Genomic DNA, 16,264 nt, shown 5'->3' with positions numbered 1-16,264 from the left:
ATGAGAAAACACCAAAACATAATAATTACGAGCTTTGCTCGTCACGCCAGCAAGCTGTGTGTCTTCAAGTAAATTAACCACGGCGTCAAATTTTACCGGTAGGCGGAGAGCTTGCTCCCGCGAGAAGCGAAGCTTCTAATTACTTAACTTAAAAAGATTAAAAGCTAACAAGTAAAAGTTTTTACTTCACACCACACTCTTTACACTCTAAATCTTTAATCACTTTAAAGTGCTGTTGTTTCAAAGTAAGCGCATCAAACGTTATAAATACACTGCCACTTAAGTGACCTAATACTAAGTTAAGCGTAAGCTGCGCCTGCATAGAGCCTATTACACCAAGTAGCGGGCTAATCACTCCTGCGTTACTGCAATTTATAACGGGTGTATTGTCGCCCTGTGGAAAAACACAGCCATAACACGGGCTATCACTTTGCCTAAAATCAAAGCCTATTAACTGCCCTTTAGTTACTAAAGCTGCACCAGAAATTAACGGTGTTTTATTAGCAATACAATAACGATTAACGCTATAGCGAGTACTAAAGTTATCAGAGCAATCAAGTACGATGTCGGCACCTTTTAGCATGTTAGCTGCATTATTCTCATCTAACTTTTGGCAATACGTTACTATGTTTATTTGATTATTAAGACTCGCTAATACTTTACCCGCCGCAGCGACCTTGTTTTGCCCTAAGTGGTTTATTTTATAAAGCACTTGGCGCTGTAAATTTGAAAGTTCAACTTCGTCATCGTCAATTAAAATAAGCGTTCCAATGCCCGCCGCAGCTAAATACAAAAGTGCTGGGCTACCTAAACCACCAGCCCCCACTACTGCAACCGTTGAGGATTTAAGTGCTAACTGCCCTTCAAGCCCAACTTCTTCAAGCAACAAATGGCGGCTATAACGAAGGGTTTCTTTTTCGCTTAGCTCATTCACGTTTACCAGCCTTGTTAGTATTAATTTGCACTGCTTATGGCTACTTGCAGAGCACTTATAGCCTCTACGTAATTATCAGCCTCGGTAATCGCACGCACTACGGCAACACTGCCTACGCCGGTTTTCGCTACCTGCTCAGCACGGCTTAAGTCAATACCGCCTATTGCCACTGTTGGATAGCTTTGCATAAGCGGTACAAATTTAATCAGCTTTTCAAGACCTTGTATTTGCCCTGTCATGTCTTTTGTTGTGGTTGGGTAAATAGCACCAAATGCCATGTAACTAGGGCGATAATTATGCGCACGCAGCATTTCATAAAAGCCATGAGTAGAAAGCCCAAGCCTTAACCCAGCGTCTTTAATTGCCGCTAAATTAGCAATCTCTAAATCCTCTTGCCCTAAATGCACACCATACGCACCATGCTTAATAGCTAGCTGCCAGTAATCGTTTATAAATACCTGTGCGTTGTATTGCTTGCCCAGCTCAACAGCTTGCTTAATGAGCGCATCAAGCTCGTCTTGCGTTTTATTTTTAACGCGTAACTGCGCTGTTTTAATGCCTTGTTGTAAGCATTTTTCTAGCCAATCGGTGCTATCAACAACCGCATATAAGCCCAGCGATTTACTTTCACAAGGCGCAAAATCTGCCGCCATATTAAAATCAAGCGGCACATCAAAATCTAGTTCATCACCCAGCCAGCTACCTGGCTCAATAACTTGTGGGTAGTCAGCTAAATTAGTAGGGAACGATGTATGAGCAACCGGTCCAATCCCCTCGCCGTATCGAACAGACTGTTTTAGCCCTTGGTTTATATATGCCTTAGCTAAAATAAAGGCATCTTTTAATGGGTAGTCTTTAGCTAAACACGCAGCAATTACCGAAGCCATGCTACACCCGGTGCCGTGGTTATGCGGTGTTTGTATTTTTTGATTGCCTAACCAATATTCTTCACCACTTTGCGTATTACTATCAATACAATAATCAATGCAGTAGCCACTTGGGTAATCCCAATGTCCGCCTTTAATAACAACGGCTTTAGCGCCCCAACTTAATAGCTTATTAGCCGCTTCTTTTATTGCAGCTGGACCAATTAAATACACACCGGTTAATAACTGTGTTTCGTGTGTATTTGGAGTTATTACATCCACCAGCGGCAGTAAGCACTCTTTTATTGCGCTGACGGTATCTTCTTCTGTTAGTAAGTCACCGCTTGAGGCAATAGCGACAGGGTCATATACAATAACGGGAGGCACAGGCCACTTAGTTTTATAATGACTTATATGTTCGCTGATCAACTGAATTTGCTGCACATTGGCTAACATGCCAATTTTTATCACTTTGGCTTTCATATCTTTTTCAAGCGCTAGTAACTGCGATTCAATAATATCGGTAGACACTGCATTAATAGCCTCTACGCCTAAACTATTTTGTGCAGTAAGCGCCGTAATTGCCGTGCAGCCATGTACACCAAAACTTTGCATTGCTTTTATATCTGCTTGAATACCTGCACCGCCGCCAGAATCAGAACCGGCAATTGTCCATACTACGTTATTCATATTCTTTCCTTACTGCTGATGCCAAAATGGCATACCCATTGTTGGGGTTGATGGGGCTGCAACGTCTTTTTCAGGCATTGCTTTTGCTTGATATGCAAAGCGCCCTGCTTCAACTGCGGCTTTAAATGCGCGGCTCATAGTAATTGGGCAACCCGCCCCTGCAATGGCTGAATTTAATAATACCGCATCATACCCCATTTCGAGTGCTTGGCAGGCATGCGATGGCAAACCTAAACCGGCATCTACTATTAATGTGGTATCGGGTAAGCGCTCTCGAATAGTTTTTAAATTATAGCTATTTAACAAGCCTTTACCGGTGCCTATTGGCGCCCCCCACGGCATAAGCACCTCACACCCTAGCTCATTTAAGCGCTGGCAAAGTACTAAGTCATCGGTGCAATAAGGCAATACTTTAAAGCCATCATTAATTAATATTTTTGTGGCTTCAAGTAGCGCAAAAGGGTCAGGCTGTAAATTGTAATCATCGCCAATCAGCTCTAGCTTAATCCAGTCGGTGGCAAATACCTCTCGGCACATTTTTGCAAGCGTTATCGCTTCTTTAACACTGTGGCACCCTGCAGTATTAGGGAGTATTTTTAAACCGGTATTTTTTATTAACTGCCAAAAATCATCACCTGCCGCTGCACTTTGTTGGCGCCTAAGCGACACGGTTACAATTTCAGCGCCAGAGGCGACTATCGATTGGGTCATAATGTCGGGCGACGGATAAAGTGCAGAGCCTATTAATAAACGACTCTTTATTTGCTCTCCATAAATAGTTAAACAGTCTTTAGTTTGCATGAGCTTTATCCGCCTTGAATGGGTGACAGCAACTCAACACTGTCGCCTTCATTAAGTACATAGTTACTGTGCCGACTTTGTGGAATAAATTCGCCATTAACAGCCACAGCAAAAGGCGCGACTGCACCAAAACTTTGAAGTACCTCAACGAGTGCTTTACTATTAACATTAAGTAGCTCGCCATTAATTGTAATATTCATTCTACTCTCACTCTATTCGTGAAACTGCTTGCGCCACTAATGCCGGCGCCAACATATAACCATGTCGATACAAACCGTTAATGCTAATTACATTACCAACTTGTGATACTTCTGGGCGGTTATCGCTAAATGCAGGGCGTAATCCGGTTTGAATACTAAGTAGTCGTGCTTCGGCAAACCCGCTGTGTACGGTATAAGCCGCTGAAAGTAATTCAAGAGTTGAGCGTACGGTTGCGGCACCATTGTCTTGTGACTCTATTTCAGTCGCACCAATTACATATTCACTGTTAGGTTTAGGCGCTATATAAATTGGATAACGCGGGTGCATTAAACGCACAGGCCTGATTAAACTTACCTCTGGTGCGTATAACCTTGCTACTTCGCCGCGCACACCTCTAAGCGGTTTATCATCTTGAGTATTTTTAGCACCAAGCCCACGGCAATCAATAATGTAATCGAAGGGTCGATTGTTTATTTTGTTGTCGCCAATGGTTACGCGCTGATTAAATACAAACTTTACTTTGCGTTTGTTGAGCTGTGCAAAGCTGGCTTTATAAAATGCTTGGTTATCTATTTGCCCCTCGCAGGGTAAAAATAGACCTTGGTTAAAACGCCCTGCAAGTTCAGGTTCAAGCATTGTAATTTGTTGAGTATTTACATGCTCGGCAGTGTGATCAGCTAGCGGTTTTATACGCTGTGCAAAGCTTTGTAAATCGCCTTTGTCCTGCTGGTGCGCAATGACCAAAGTGCCTTGCTGCTGAAAAAAAACGTCACTTTCAAGTTCAGCAATAATACCCGGCCAGCGCTTCATTGAATCAAGACCCATTAAAGCTAAATCAGTCTCGCACAATACCGACTCTGCAAGTGGAGCAAGCATTGCTGCTGCCACTTTACCTGCGCTATTTTGTGTACGCTCATCGTCTGCTTCAAAAACAGTGACATGGTGCTGTTTGCTCAGCGTAAGCGCAGCTAATCTGCCCGCTAAACCAAACCCAACCACCGCAATGCTATAAACCATACAAACCTCCAAAGCAGTTATTAGTAGGTGCGAATTTACTTCGCACTTCTTCAATTTTTAAAGAAGCGAGGTATAAAACCTCACCTACGTCTGCATCTAACTTCTAGCGATAATTACTTTATACCGCTTTATGGTAAATCTCTGAGCCTGTTTGCTTAAACTGGTCAGATTTAGCTTTCATTTCGGCTTCTACATCAACCATTTTTATTTCAATAGCGTCGCCAGCGTTATTAGGATCAATACCACGTGTTTCTAAATCTTTAGCGTAATCGCGTACTTCTTGGCTAATTTTCATCGAACAAAATTTAGGACCACACATAGAACAAAAGTGAGCCACTTTGCCTGATTCTTGCGGCAGGGTTTCGTCGTGATATTCGCGAGCACGGTCTGGATCTAAACCAATATTAAATTGGTCATGCCATCTAAACTCAAAGCGTGCTTTTGATAAGGCGTTATCGCGCTCTTGCGCGCCCGGGTGACCTTTTGCTAAATCGGCGGCATGCGCTGCAATTTTGTAGGTAATTAAGCCTTCTTTAACATCTTCTTTATTTGGCAGACCTAAATGCTCTTTAGGTGTTACATAGCAAAGCATTGCACAGCCGTACCATGCTATTTGAGCCGCCCCAATACCAGAAGTAATATGGTCATACCCTGGTGCAATATCGGTCGTTAACGGGCCTAAAGTGTAAAATGGCGCTTCATCGCAATGCTTTAATTGCTCATCCATATTGGCTTTAATCATGTGCATTGGCACATGCCCTGGGCCTTCAATAAATACTTGTACGTCGTGCTTCCACGCAATTTTAGTCAGTTCACCTAATGTGCGCAGCTCACTAAACTGTGCTTCATCGTTGGCGTCAGCAATCGAACCAGGGCGAAGTCCATCACCGAGTGAAAAACACACATCGTATTGTTTTAAAATTTCGCAAATGTCTTCAAAGTGCGTGTATAAAAAGTTTTCTTTATGATGCGCTAAACACCACTTAGCCATAATTGAGCCACCGCGCGACACAATACCGGTTACACGTTTAGCCGTCATTGGTACGTAACGAAGCAGTACACCGGCATGAATAGTAAAGTAATCAACACCCTGCTCGGCTTGTTCAATAAGCGTATCGCGGAAAATTTCCCACGTTAAATCCTCAGCCACACCATTTACTTTTTCAAGCGCTTGATAAATCGGTACTGTGCCAATAGGTACAGGCGAGTTACGTACAACCCATTCACGCGTTTCGTGAATGTAACGTCCCGTTGATAAGTCCATCACGGTGTCTGCGCCCCAGCGGGTAGACCACACCATTTTTTCTACTTCTTCTTCAATAGATGAGCTAACCGATGAATTACCAATGTTGGCATTAACTTTTACTAAAAAGTTACGACCTACAATCATAGGCTCTGTTTCTGGATGGTTTATATTATTTGGTAAAATAGCGCGACCACGGGCTATTTCGTCGCGTACAAATTCTGGGGTAATAAATTCAGGAATACTCGCACCAAACGACTCGCCTTTATGCTGCGCGGCAAGTAATTCTTTACGAATTTCTGCACGTCCCATATTTTCACGAACAGCTACGTATTCCATTTCAGGGGTAATAATCCCTTGGCGTGCGTAGTGCATTTGCGTTACGTTTTTACCAGCGACACCACGGCGAATTTTTGGAAGGTGATCAAAGCGAATATGATCCAGCCCTTCATCTGCCATACGTTGCTGCGAAAACTGCGACGTCACTGACTCTAAAACTTCGGTGTCGCCACGGCTTTCAATCCATTGTTCACGAAATTTTGGTAAGCCTTTGCGTACATCTAGTTCAAAATTAGGATCGGTATACGGACCCGACGTATCGTAAACACGTAGCGGATCGTTTGACTCATAAACAGGGTTTTCATCTGTACCGCCAATAAACGTATCACTTAACGTAATTTCACGCATACCAACACGCACACCAGGTTGAGTGCTTTCAACGTATACTTTATGAGAATTTGGAAACGGTTGACCCGTTAAGTTATAAATATATTCAGACGCGGCAGCACGAGTTTCTCGGCGTGACGCTTTATTTGTAGTATTTGACATGACTTGCCTCATTGCTTAAGGGTTGTCTTGTCAGATATTCCGAGGAATAGAGAAAGATCGTAAAGTAGCGTACATGCTACTTTGCAGCCTAAAATAAACAAAATCACTTTATTGTGCGCATAAAAAAAGACGCACAAGCGTCCCATTTTAGGCAGCTTGTTCCCTACGCAGGTATTAACCTGATCAGGTTCACGGATCCCGCTTTCGCGATCTCAGCCAAAAACTAATTACTTAGCTTTGGCACTCCGACAAGTATTGATATATAAATTCTGTTCGTTAATTTGAAGGTGTTATCCATCAAATCTGCGCTGAGTGTACGTCAGTTAAAAACTGCCCGCAAGGGGCTGTTTTTCAAAAACTTAAAATTATTTAGGGATAAACACAAATGTTTGCTCGCCTTGCATGACTAATTGCTGGCCTTGCATTTTAAGCTCGGCACCTTGCTTTAAGGCTTGTAATAACTGCTGCTCAAACTCATCAAGGTCTTCGCCGCACGACTTGCGCGTCATTCCTAATTTACTTACGGTAAGGTTACTTTCTTCAAGCGAACCTTCACCAAAAAATTTGTTACAGCCAGCAAAACCGTTTACTTGCAGTGCTTCAATAAAGCTCATTGATGCATTAAACGAAGGTGGAATTGCTAAACCATCAACACGTGATAATTGCCATTGGGTGTATTTAAGCTGCTCACTGGTAACCGTCCCTGTTGATGCGCAACCAACACATAAACCGACTATAAGCATCGGTATTGCTGCTAATTTCATGCTACTACTAACTAATTGTCTAATTAATGTAATTGTAACAATATTTATGCCCTTTATCCGTTAAAAATGCATGTTTTAAATGTAAATTTTTGTTCTATGATAGTTCAAAAGTTATGCGATTAAGCACTAAGTTGTAGTTTTAAATACGTTACCTATTTGCTCTGGTAAAAACGGTCTACCTTTTTCATTAACAGACGTTCCTATAACCAGTGCATTGAGCATTACTTTTTCATCCCTTTTACGTATGACCGTTTGCTTAAACGCAAATTTTAAACGACTAATACGCTGCGGCTCCACAGCCACATAAAATTCATCACCTGGTAATAGTGAATGTTTATAGTCCATTTCGCTGCGCATCACGACTAAGTTAATTTTATCTTTCGCTAATTGAGCAAAATCAATACCGTGTGCGTACAAAAATTCATGGCGAGCATGCTCTAAATAATTAAAATAAACACTGTTATTTACGATACCTTGTAAGTCACATTCGTAATCACGTACTTTGAAGTCAACTTTAAAGGTCATATTAGTAATCCTGATTATTTAACGTATAATTGCCGCGTTTATAGCACATGTGTTTAAATAATTGCTACCATACGAGTCCCTAAAATGGAGTTAAGTAACCCAATGAACTTACGTTTGTCTTTAATTACTGCCGCACTTTTACCGCTGCTTGGTGCACCAATTGCAGCTAACGCTGATGATAGCGACCTAGAAAGAATTGTTGTAACAGGCGATTTTCAGCGCGAAAGCATTCAAACTTTAAGCGCGAGTGCGAGCTTATTCAGCGAAGATGAAATTAATCAACGTGGTGCAAGTTACTTAGACGAAATGTTAGGCAGTACCGCCAATGTAAATTTTGCATCTGGTGCGTCGCGTGGTCGTTACATCCAAATTCGTGGCGTGGGACTTCGCTCACAATTTGTAGACCCTATTAATCCATCTGTAGGCTTAGTTATTGATGGTATTAACTATTCTGGTCTTGGTGGCAGCTCATTATTATTTGATATAGACCAAGTAGAAATTTATCGTGGCCCACAAGGTACACGCTTTGGCGCAGATGGTATGGCCGGTATGATCCAAATGGGTTCAGCTAAAGCCACGAGCGATCCAAGTTTAAAATTACAAGTAGGTGCTGGCACGTACAACACCCGCGAAGCAGGTATTGCAGCAAGCACTGGTTTAACAGATGACACTAGCGCACGCGTTAGCTACTTTCGCAGAAAGTCAGACGGTTACGTAGATAACTTGTACTTAAATGACGAAACACAAAATCAAGACGAACAAGTAGCCCGCTTTAAAATAAACAGCCAGCTTACAAAGCATTTAAATACTGAGCTAAACCTGCATTATATCGATATTAATAACGGATACGATGCGTTTACGCTTGATAACAGCCGCAATAGTGTTGCCGACGAGCCAGGGCAAGATAATCAAGAAAGCTACGCTATAGGTGTTAATAATACTTATACGGGTTTTGACGCTTTTGATGTAAATCTAAACCTGTCGGCTATTGATACCGAATTACTTTACAGCTTTGACGAAGACTGGGTATGTAACGATACAAGTGAGCCAAAGTTATGTGCTGCTGGCTTACATCCAGATGGATACAGCTCAACTGATTTATACAGCCGCGATCGCGACAATCAGTCTGTAGATTTACAGTTTAATTCTAAAACGGGTAACTGGGTTGCGGGTATTTATTACCAAAACCGTGATGTTGATTTAGAGCGCCAATACACATGGTTAGCAAGCCCGTTTTCTTCAACTTACGAAACGAGTAACGTTGCAGTATATGGTCAAGTAGCGACTCCAATTGGCCCTAAAACAACATTAATTACAGGTTTACGTGTAGAGCAATACCAAGGCGACTACACCGATAGTAATGGCTTTATACAAGACACTGACGACGTAATGGTTGGCGGTAAAATAGCACTTGAATATCAAGTGATTGATCGCACTATGATCTACACCAGCATTACGCGTGGCTACAAAGCTGGCGGTATTAACTCAGAAGCGCTTGCTAAAGCCAAAGATGAAGGCTTAAACCTAAGCGCTGATTTTTTCCAGCAACACACCAGTTTCGACCCTGAATATTTATGGAGTGGCGAATTTGGTGTTAAAGGCTCATCGCTTGATGACAAATTTACGCTTCGCTTAGCTGCATTTTACATGCACCGCGACGATATTCAGTTAAAAGCATGGCAAGTAGAAGGTCAGCAATTTACTGGTTATGTTGATAATGCCAGCTCTGGCAGTAATTACGGACTTGAAATTGAAGGTAGTTACCAGTTAACTGACAACCTATTTTTAACGGGTAGCGCTGGTTACTTAGAAACAGAAATAGATAACTTTGTAACGCAGTCTGGCTTAAACCAAGACGGCCGCGAACAAGCACAATCGCCTAAATATCAATATGCATTTACTGCTCGCTATAACTTTACAAGTGAGCTTTACGGTATGGTGGGTGTTGAAGGGAAAGACGATTACTATTTCTCTGATAGCCATAATTCACAAGCACCAAGCAGCAACTTAGTTAATTTGAGCTTTGGCTATGAAGCAGACATGTGGGCTGTACGCGCATGGGCTCGTAACGTGTTTGACGAAACAGTCCCTACACGTGGCTTTGAGTTTGGTAACGACCCACAAGATGGTTATACAACACAGACATATACACAACTAGGCGAGCCTCGCGTAGCGGGTGTCACGTTTACGCTTAATCTGTAAAATACAGCCGTTGGCTTTCAAATGAAAGCTACAGCAAGCAATAAAAACACCGCGTTTAAATTAAACGCGGTGTTTTTATTTGTAGGTGAGGTTTTATACCTCGCTTTTTATAAAGTTAAATTACACAAGCACGAAATAAATTCGCACCTACAGGTTTAGCGTATGTTGTTGGGGTTGATGTTTATTGTAGGTGAGGTTTTATACCTCGCTTTTTATAAAGTTAAATTACATGAGCGCGAAATAAATTCGCACCTACAGGTTTAGCGTATGTTGTTGGGTTTGATGTTTATTGTAGGTGAGGTTTTATACCTCGCTTTTTTATAAAGTTAAATTACATGAGCGCGAAATAAATTCGCACCTACAGGTTTGCCGTATGTTGTTGGGGTTGATGTTTATTTGTAGGTGAGGTTTTATACCTCGCTTTTTTATAAAGTTAAATTACATGAGCGCGAAATAAATTCGCACCTACAAATATTCCACCTACGCCTACAGGCTAAGCATTACGCTCTTTGAACATCAAACGCTATTACGTCTTTAATTTTCTCTTTATTTGTTGCGAGCATTACCAACCTATCAATCCCCAAAGCAACCCCTGCGCATTGTGGTAATCCATGCTCCAGCGCTTTAATTAAACGCGTATCCATTGGTACTTGCTTTAAACCGTTGTTAGCGCGGTATGTGTTATCATCATTAAATCGTTTAGCTTGCTCACTAGCATTTGTTAATTCGTTAAAGCCGTTAGCCAATTCCATATTTTTGTAATAAAGCTCAAAGCGCCCTGCTACGCGTGCATCATGTTCACAAATTTGTGCAAGGGCCGCTTGAGAAGCTGGAAAATGATAAACAAAACACGGTTTTTCTTGTCCTATTGTTGGCTCCACTTTCATACAAAATAATAATTGCAGTAAAGTATCTTTATGCGTTTCATTTTTGGCTATATCAGCAAACCCCTGCTTACACGCTAGTTGCTTTAATTGCTCTATGCTTGCTGTTAAAGGATCGAGGCCGAGTACTTGTTCAAACGCTTGCTGATAAGTAAGTCTAGTTGCAGGCTCGACACCTAAAACAAGTTGCATTAACTCATCCATTTCATCCATAAGTGTAAATTCATCAAAGCCTGGGCGATACCATTCCAGCATAGTAAATTCAGGATTATGATGGCTACCCGCTTCTTCATTTCTAAATGCTTTACAAAGCTGAAAAATAGCGCCTGAGCCTGCTGCTAACAAGCGTTTCATGGCAAACTCTGGAGATGTTTGTAAAAACAGAGGAAGCCCACCAGCATGCCCTGGACCTACAAATTTGGTATTAAAACTAGCTAAGTGCACATCGGTTACACTGGCAGCACTTAAGCTTGGCGTTTCTACTTCTAAAACATCACGTACATAAAAAAATTCACGGATGCGACGTAATATCGATGCGCGTTGTTTTAGTGTTTCAATGCTTGCGCTTGGGGCCCAAAGATCTGCTGACATATTTTCTCCAAAAAAAAATCCCAGCGTAAGCTGGGATTTTATAAACAATGTTAAAGCTTACTTAACACGGCTTACGTATTCACCGTTACGAGTGTCTACTTTAATTACTTCGCCAATTTGTACGAATAATGGAACTCGTACCACAGCGCCTGTGCTAAGCGTTGCTGGTTTACCACCAGTACCCGCTGTATCGCCTTTAAGGCCTGGATCTGTTTCAGTGATCTCAAGCTCAACAAAGTTAGGTGGTGTAACAGCAATAGGGCTGCCGTTCCATAATGTAATTGTGCATAAATCATTTTCAACTAACCATTTTACTGAATCGCCTAGTGCTTTTTCGTCAGCAGCAATTTGCTCAAATGTTTCATTGTTCATGAAATGCCAAAATTCGCCGTCTGTGTATAGATACGCTAAATCAGTATCCATTACATCAGCACCTTCAACTGATTCACCCGATTTAAAGGTTTTTTCAAGCACCTTACCAGAGATAAGTTTACGGATACGAACACGGTTAAACGCCTGGCCTTTACCAGGTTTTACCATTTCATTTTCTAAGATACTGCAAGGCTCGCCGTCCATCATAATTTTTAGGCCGCCCTTGAACTCGTTGGTGCTATAATTCGCCATCGTTTCCTCTATTTATATTTTTTCGAGTAATCTACATGCCAATGATACAAAGAAATGAAGCAAATTTGCATAAAAACTGGCAAAAAGAATTAGCAAATGTAGTTACCTGCCCAAAAACCTTGCTTGAAATGGTCGGTTTATCGAGCCAAGTCCATGAAAACGACCTAAAAGCCCGTAGTTTATTTCCGGTACGCGTGCCTATCCCTTTTATAAAAAAAATACGCAAAGGCGATCCAAACGATCCTCTTTTGCTACAAGTTATGCCACGCCATCAAGAATTTTTGACTAAATTGGGTTTTAATAAAGATCCCCTACTTGAGCAAGATAACGACCAACCAGGCGTTTTACATAAATACAAATCGCGTGTTTTAGTGATGTTTAAAACCGGCTGTGCTGTAAATTGTCGTTACTGCTTTAGAAGGCATTTTCCGTATCAAGAAAACCAACTCAATAAAAAAAGTCTGCTAGAAACACTGAGCTATATAAAATCAGATAGCAATATAAACGAAGTGATTTTAAGTGGTGGCGATCCACTGATGGCCAAAGACGATGCAATAAGCTGGTTTTTGGATGAGCTTGAGCAATTACCACAAATAAAACGAATGCGAATTCATAGCCGTTTGCCAGTAGTTATACCGGCGCGAGTTACCGATGAGTTATGTGAACGATTAGCAAAATCGCCATTAAAAATTATTTTTATTAATCACATAAACCACGCAAACGAAATAGACGCTGATTTTAAAGCTGCCATGCAAAAGCTTAAACAAGCAAACGTAACGCTTCTAAACCAAGCTGTAATTTTAAAAGATGTGAACGATACGGTTGATGCGCAAATAAATTTAAGCGAAACGTTATTTGACGCAGACGTATTGCCGTATTATTTGTATTTGCTAGATAAAGTTGAAGGGGCGAGCCACTTTGATATTAATGAAGCGCAAGCAATTGAAATAATGGCAGAGCTATTAAAAGCTCTGCCTGGATTTTTAGTGCCTAAATTAGTAAGAGAAATCGGTGGTCAAAAAAGCAAAACACCTATCGATCTTAAGCTAATTTAAACGTATATATTTACGTTGTTACCCAATGATGCAGTTACCGATTTAGCCGGTGTTTGCGCACTTGACGATTGTGCAGCACCTTCAATAAGTGCAAGCGCTGCAGCGCCATCAGCTAATTGCTGTTTTTTAGACAAAGCAGCAGTGTAAAGCTCGCTGCCTTGGCCTGAACCAGACATAGCTGGTAAATTTCCACCTGATATATTCATAATTATAAGCCTTAATCAACCTGACTTTTAAATGTAATCCACGTATTATGTCGGCCATGCAGCACAAAGCTTTAGGAAAACCATGGATTCTATAATTGAACAACTCAACACTAACTTAAAAATTGTTTATCGTCAGGCACTTGATGCCGATAAAAAATTAGACGAATTACAACAACAAGGCCATGGCAAATTTAAAGCCTTATTTGCACAAGATGCTGGTTTTAGCTTTGAAGCTAAACGTTTTAAGCCTTATGTTCTTGATGTAGCCGCTGATGTTGAAAGCTTATCTAACGATGGTTTTGATGAAGAAAAACTTAAAACGACCGTTATTAAGTTACAGCAAATACTCACGTTGTTAGCTACTTTTAAGTAAAGCTTAAAAACGAAAATGCCGCTATTTAGCGGCATTATTATAAGTTAATCTAAACTTGGTAATATTTGCTCACCAAACCATTCTGTTAGTAAGCGTTTTTCGTAATAAAATGATTCATCGCGGCCCATTTTTATTTTATCCATAAAGCCCATGTCTTTAAGCTCTACATCACTACCTTTACTTAATACTGTACCGTCGCTATCGCTTAGCGAATAATCCATTTTAATACGTGGAAAGTAGATTGGCTTAACAACACGTATTTGGTCAATACCACCATAACGCACATCACCTGCTAAATCTAAATCAGTAAACTCTACGTTTAATTTATAATTTTTTGGCAATTGCTCGGCTAGTTTAGCCATATGCTTTTCGAAACTTGCTGCCACACTTTTATGATATGAGCTCTTTGTTTGGTTTGACGCTCGCACATCACGATAATCATTAAAGTCATGCCATTTAACAACAGACTCACCAGCATGGGCAAGCGCAGGTAATGCGATACACATTGTTGTTGCTATTTTTTTAACTAAATTCATATCTTTCTCCAAAGAGGTAGACCAATCACAAAAGTGTAGATTGGAGTAAACCTAGCATTAGCTATTACTAGGCTCATTTTAGCACTTGTTTATTAACTATAACTTAATCTTACGTATAAAGTGTTACTTGTACTGAGTAAAATGTAATCAAAAGTACTTAATTTACCGTTATTAAAAAAAGATGTTATTTAAACTATAGAAATTACAGATAAAGCATGTAAATCACCTCTATTTATGGTGAAATTAACTCAATTGATAAAAGGTACCCACGGAGCTTTCATGACTATTTTAGTAACCGGTGGCGCTGGCTATATTGGCTCGCACACTGTTTTAGAACTTTTACAGCAAGGTAACGATGTTGTTGTTATTGATAATTTAAGTAACTCATCACAAGAATCACTTGCGCGCGTAAAGAATATTACAGGCAAAGAGGCCACTTTTTACCAAGGCGATATTCTCGATAAATTCTTTTTAGATTCAGTATTTGCAAAACACACGGTTGATAGTGTTATACATTTTGCGGGCTTAAAATCAGTGGGCGAGTCGGTTGCAAAGCCCATTGAGTACTATCAAAACAATGTACAAGGTACGCTTACGCTTGTTGATGCAATGCGCGACGCAGGTGTATTTAAATTAGTATTTAGCTCGTCAGCTACGGTATACGGCGACCCTGCTAGCTTACCAATTAAAGAAGATTTCCCTGTAGGCGGTACTACCAACCCTTACGGCACATCTAAGCTGATGGTTGAGATGATGCTGCAAGATATCGCTAAATCAGATGAGCGCTTTGCGTTTGCTATTTTGCGTTACTTTAACCCAGTAGGTGCACATGAGTCAGGCTTAATTGGTGAAGATCCTAACGGTATTCCAAATAACTTACTGCCGTTTATTGCACAAGTAGCGGTCGGTAAATTAAAGCAACTTGCTGTGTTTGGTGATGATTACGATACCATTGATGGCACAGGCGTACGCGACTATATACACGTTGTAGATTTAGCTATTGGCCACTTAAAAGCGCTTGATAAAATTGCCAGCAGCACGGGTGCATTAGTTTATAACCTAGGTACTGGTAACGGGTATTCTGTACTGCAAATGGTTAATGCATTTATTAAAGCAAGCGATCAGGCTGTACCCTACCAGGTTTCACCTCGCCGCCCTGGTGATATTGCTGCATGTTATGCAGCGCCAGAAAAAGCACTTAATGAACTTGGCTGGGAAGCAGTGCGCGGTATTGATGAAATGATGCAAGATACATGGCGTTGGCAGTCAAATAACCCTAACGGTTATAAGGGTTAAGTAAAGCAAGCTTCAAACTTAAAGTAAGTGCGCGGTATAAAACCGCGCCTACAGAGTACTTTAAATACCGAGTTCAATTTTATAGCTGTGTTGTAGGCGTAGAGCGCAGCTTTTAATATTTAAAACTGATTGTTACTTACTTTTGGCTTCTCTAAAGCGCAGCGCCCTCTTAGCCTCTTTGTGAATAAATTACTTAAAATCTTTTTGCACAAAGAGAAGTAAAAGAGGAGTAAATGATAAGACACCAAAGCATATAAATTACGAGCTTCGCTCGTCACGCCAGCAAGCAAGCAGCGCGTCTACAAGTAATTTAACCACAGCGTAAATTTTGGCTGTAGGCGTTTAGCTTGCTCACGCGAAAAGCGCAGCTTTTAATATTTATAACTGATTGTTACTTACTCTTGGCTTCTCTAAAGCGCAGCGCCCTCTTAACCTCTTTGTGAATAAACCACTTAAAATCTTATTGCACAAAGAGAAGTAAAAGAGGAACAAATGAGAAGAGACCAAAACCCAGAAATTACGAGCTTCACTCGTCACGCCAGCAAGCAGCGCGTCTTGTATCTCTCATTGATAAATGATTAGCTATCGTTTATCACATCGAAGTCAGTGAGCTTGCCTGTGCGTCTAG

16 protein-coding genes and 1 riboswitch are annotated in these 16,264 nt (G+C 40.9%); of the genes, 4 read left to right on the top strand and 12 right to left on the bottom strand.

The window, feature by feature from the left end; translation table 11 throughout:
* Positions 1-181: 181 nt before the first annotated feature.
* From I6F66_RS03725 to I6F66_RS03690, 8 genes are all read right to left on the bottom strand, one after another.
* Complete coding sequence (locus I6F66_RS03725) at positions 182-934, bottom strand: HesA/MoeB/ThiF family protein (protein WP_197208788.1); 753 nt, start codon at positions 932-934, stop codon at positions 182-184.
* A 20-nt stretch (positions 935-954) separates the two neighbouring features.
* Positions 955-2,490 carry a thiamine phosphate synthase gene (gene thiE, locus I6F66_RS03720; protein ID WP_197208787.1) on the bottom strand — a complete coding sequence of 512 codons (1,536 nt, stop codon included), beginning with the start codon at positions 2,488-2,490 and terminating at the stop codon, positions 955-957.
* A gap of 9 nt (positions 2,491-2,499) precedes the next feature.
* On the bottom strand, positions 2,500-3,291 hold the full coding sequence (locus I6F66_RS03715; RefSeq protein ID WP_024592345.1) for a thiazole synthase: 792 nt from the start codon (positions 3,289-3,291) through the stop codon (positions 2,500-2,502).
* Between the two features lie 5 nt (positions 3,292-3,296).
* Positions 3,297-3,491 (bottom strand): sulfur carrier protein ThiS, encoded by a 195-nt coding sequence (gene thiS / locus I6F66_RS03710; protein ID WP_002960781.1) that lies wholly within the window; start codon positions 3,489-3,491, stop codon positions 3,297-3,299.
* 7 nt (positions 3,492-3,498) lie between these two features.
* Positions 3,499-4,509 (bottom strand): FAD-dependent oxidoreductase, encoded by a 1,011-nt coding sequence (locus I6F66_RS03705; protein WP_197118539.1) that lies wholly within the window; start codon positions 4,507-4,509, stop codon positions 3,499-3,501.
* Between the two features lie 118 nt (positions 4,510-4,627).
* Positions 4,628-6,580: a phosphomethylpyrimidine synthase ThiC gene (thiC, locus tag I6F66_RS03700; protein ID WP_231611823.1), complete on the bottom strand. Its 1,953-nt coding sequence runs from the start codon at positions 6,578-6,580 to the stop codon at positions 4,628-4,630.
* Between the two features lie 143 nt (positions 6,581-6,723).
* Positions 6,724-6,838, bottom strand: a riboswitch (TPP riboswitch).
* A gap of 107 nt (positions 6,839-6,945) precedes the next feature.
* On the bottom strand, positions 6,946-7,344 hold the full coding sequence (locus I6F66_RS03695) for an META domain-containing protein (RefSeq protein ID WP_306344991.1): 399 nt from the start codon (positions 7,342-7,344) through the stop codon (positions 6,946-6,948).
* A 126-nt stretch (positions 7,345-7,470) separates the two neighbouring features.
* Positions 7,471-7,869, bottom strand: coding sequence for a thioesterase family protein (locus tag I6F66_RS03690; protein WP_197208786.1), 399 nt, complete (start codon positions 7,867-7,869; stop codon positions 7,471-7,473).
* A gap of 84 nt (positions 7,870-7,953) precedes the next feature.
* Between I6F66_RS03690 and I6F66_RS03685 the strand changes: the two genes are divergently transcribed.
* Positions 7,954-10,071 (top strand): TonB-dependent receptor, encoded by a 2,118-nt coding sequence (locus I6F66_RS03685; RefSeq protein ID WP_197208785.1) that lies wholly within the window; start codon positions 7,954-7,956, stop codon positions 10,069-10,071.
* A 500-nt stretch (positions 10,072-10,571) separates the two neighbouring features.
* On the opposite strand, the gene epmA is transcribed toward I6F66_RS03685, so the two are convergent.
* Complete coding sequence (gene epmA, locus I6F66_RS03680; RefSeq protein ID WP_197140353.1) at positions 10,572-11,546, bottom strand: elongation factor P--(R)-beta-lysine ligase; 975 nt, start codon at positions 11,544-11,546, stop codon at positions 10,572-10,574.
* Between the two features lie 57 nt (positions 11,547-11,603).
* On the bottom strand, positions 11,604-12,170 hold the full coding sequence (gene efp, locus I6F66_RS03675; RefSeq protein WP_010555265.1) for an elongation factor P: 567 nt from the start codon (positions 12,168-12,170) through the stop codon (positions 11,604-11,606).
* 41 nt (positions 12,171-12,211) lie between these two features.
* Between efp and epmB the strand changes: the two genes are divergently transcribed.
* Complete coding sequence (epmB, locus tag I6F66_RS03670; protein ID WP_197159694.1) at positions 12,212-13,225, top strand: EF-P beta-lysylation protein EpmB; 1,014 nt, start codon at positions 12,212-12,214, stop codon at positions 13,223-13,225.
* On the opposite strand, the gene I6F66_RS03665 is transcribed toward epmB, so the two are convergent.
* Complete coding sequence (locus I6F66_RS03665; protein WP_197118536.1) at positions 13,222-13,431, bottom strand: hypothetical protein; 210 nt, start codon at positions 13,429-13,431, stop codon at positions 13,222-13,224. The two genes, epmB and I6F66_RS03665, sit on opposite strands and share 4 nt — an antisense overlap.
* Positions 13,432-13,513: 82 nt before the next feature.
* On the opposite strand from I6F66_RS03665, the gene I6F66_RS03660 reads away from it, so the two are divergent.
* Positions 13,514-13,804: a hypothetical protein gene (locus I6F66_RS03660; protein WP_002960798.1), complete on the top strand. Its 291-nt coding sequence runs from the start codon at positions 13,514-13,516 to the stop codon at positions 13,802-13,804.
* Between the two features lie 44 nt (positions 13,805-13,848).
* Here I6F66_RS03660 and I6F66_RS03655 read toward each other — a convergent pair whose 3' ends face one another.
* A complete protein-coding gene (locus I6F66_RS03655; RefSeq protein WP_197118535.1) occupies positions 13,849-14,340 on the bottom strand; it encodes a DUF3016 domain-containing protein in 492 nt (163 codons plus the stop codon).
* A gap of 279 nt (positions 14,341-14,619) precedes the next feature.
* On the opposite strand from I6F66_RS03655, the gene galE reads away from it, so the two are divergent.
* Positions 14,620-15,636, top strand: coding sequence for a UDP-glucose 4-epimerase GalE (gene galE / locus I6F66_RS03650; RefSeq protein WP_165724766.1), 1,017 nt, complete (start codon positions 14,620-14,622; stop codon positions 15,634-15,636).
* Positions 15,637-16,264 lie beyond the last annotated feature (628 nt).

Source organism: Pseudoalteromonas sp. NZS100_1 (genome assembly GCF_015864285.1).
GTDB classification, from domain to species: Bacteria; Pseudomonadota; Gammaproteobacteria; order Enterobacterales; family Alteromonadaceae; genus Pseudoalteromonas; species Pseudoalteromonas arctica.
Note: the sequence above shows the minus strand (reverse complement) of the source record. Positions and strands in the feature narration are given on the sequence as shown.

Excerpts from the sequence above, each read along its gene's own strand:
- thiE (WP_197208787.1), bottom strand. The coding sequence starts at position 2,490 with ATGAATAACGTAGTATGGACAATTGCCGGTTCTGATTCTGGCGGCGGT.
- I6F66_RS03715 (WP_024592345.1), bottom strand. The coding sequence starts at position 3,291 with ATGCAAACTAAAGACTGTTTAACTATTTATGGAGAGCAAATAAAGAGT.
- thiS (WP_002960781.1), bottom strand. The coding sequence starts at position 3,491 with ATGAATATTACAATTAATGGCGAGCTACTTAATGTTAATAGTAAAGCA.
- I6F66_RS03705 (WP_197118539.1), bottom strand. The coding sequence starts at position 4,509 with ATGGTTTATAGCATTGCGGTGGTTGGGTTTGGTTTAGCGGGCAGATTA.
- thiC (WP_231611823.1), bottom strand. The coding sequence starts at position 6,580 with ATGTCAAATACTACAAATAAAGCGTCACGCCGAGAAACTCGTGCTGCC.
- I6F66_RS03695 (WP_306344991.1), bottom strand. The coding sequence starts at position 7,344 with ATGAAATTAGCAGCAATACCGATGCTTATAGTCGGTTTATGTGTTGGT.
- I6F66_RS03690 (WP_197208786.1), bottom strand. The coding sequence starts at position 7,869 with ATGACCTTTAAAGTTGACTTCAAAGTACGTGATTACGAATGTGACTTA.
- I6F66_RS03685 (WP_197208785.1), top strand. The coding sequence starts at position 7,954 with ATGGAGTTAAGTAACCCAATGAACTTACGTTTGTCTTTAATTACTGCC.
- epmA (WP_197140353.1), bottom strand. The coding sequence starts at position 11,546 with ATGTCAGCAGATCTTTGGGCCCCAAGCGCAAGCATTGAAACACTAAAA.
- efp (WP_010555265.1), bottom strand. The coding sequence starts at position 12,170 with ATGGCGAATTATAGCACCAACGAGTTCAAGGGCGGCCTAAAAATTATG.
- epmB (WP_197159694.1), top strand. The coding sequence starts at position 12,212 with ATGATACAAAGAAATGAAGCAAATTTGCATAAAAACTGGCAAAAAGAA.
- I6F66_RS03665 (WP_197118536.1), bottom strand. The coding sequence starts at position 13,431 with ATGAATATATCAGGTGGAAATTTACCAGCTATGTCTGGTTCAGGCCAA.
- I6F66_RS03660 (WP_002960798.1), top strand. The coding sequence starts at position 13,514 with ATGGATTCTATAATTGAACAACTCAACACTAACTTAAAAATTGTTTAT.
- I6F66_RS03655 (WP_197118535.1), bottom strand. The coding sequence starts at position 14,340 with ATGAATTTAGTTAAAAAAATAGCAACAACAATGTGTATCGCATTACCT.
- galE (WP_165724766.1), top strand. The coding sequence starts at position 14,620 with ATGACTATTTTAGTAACCGGTGGCGCTGGCTATATTGGCTCGCACACT.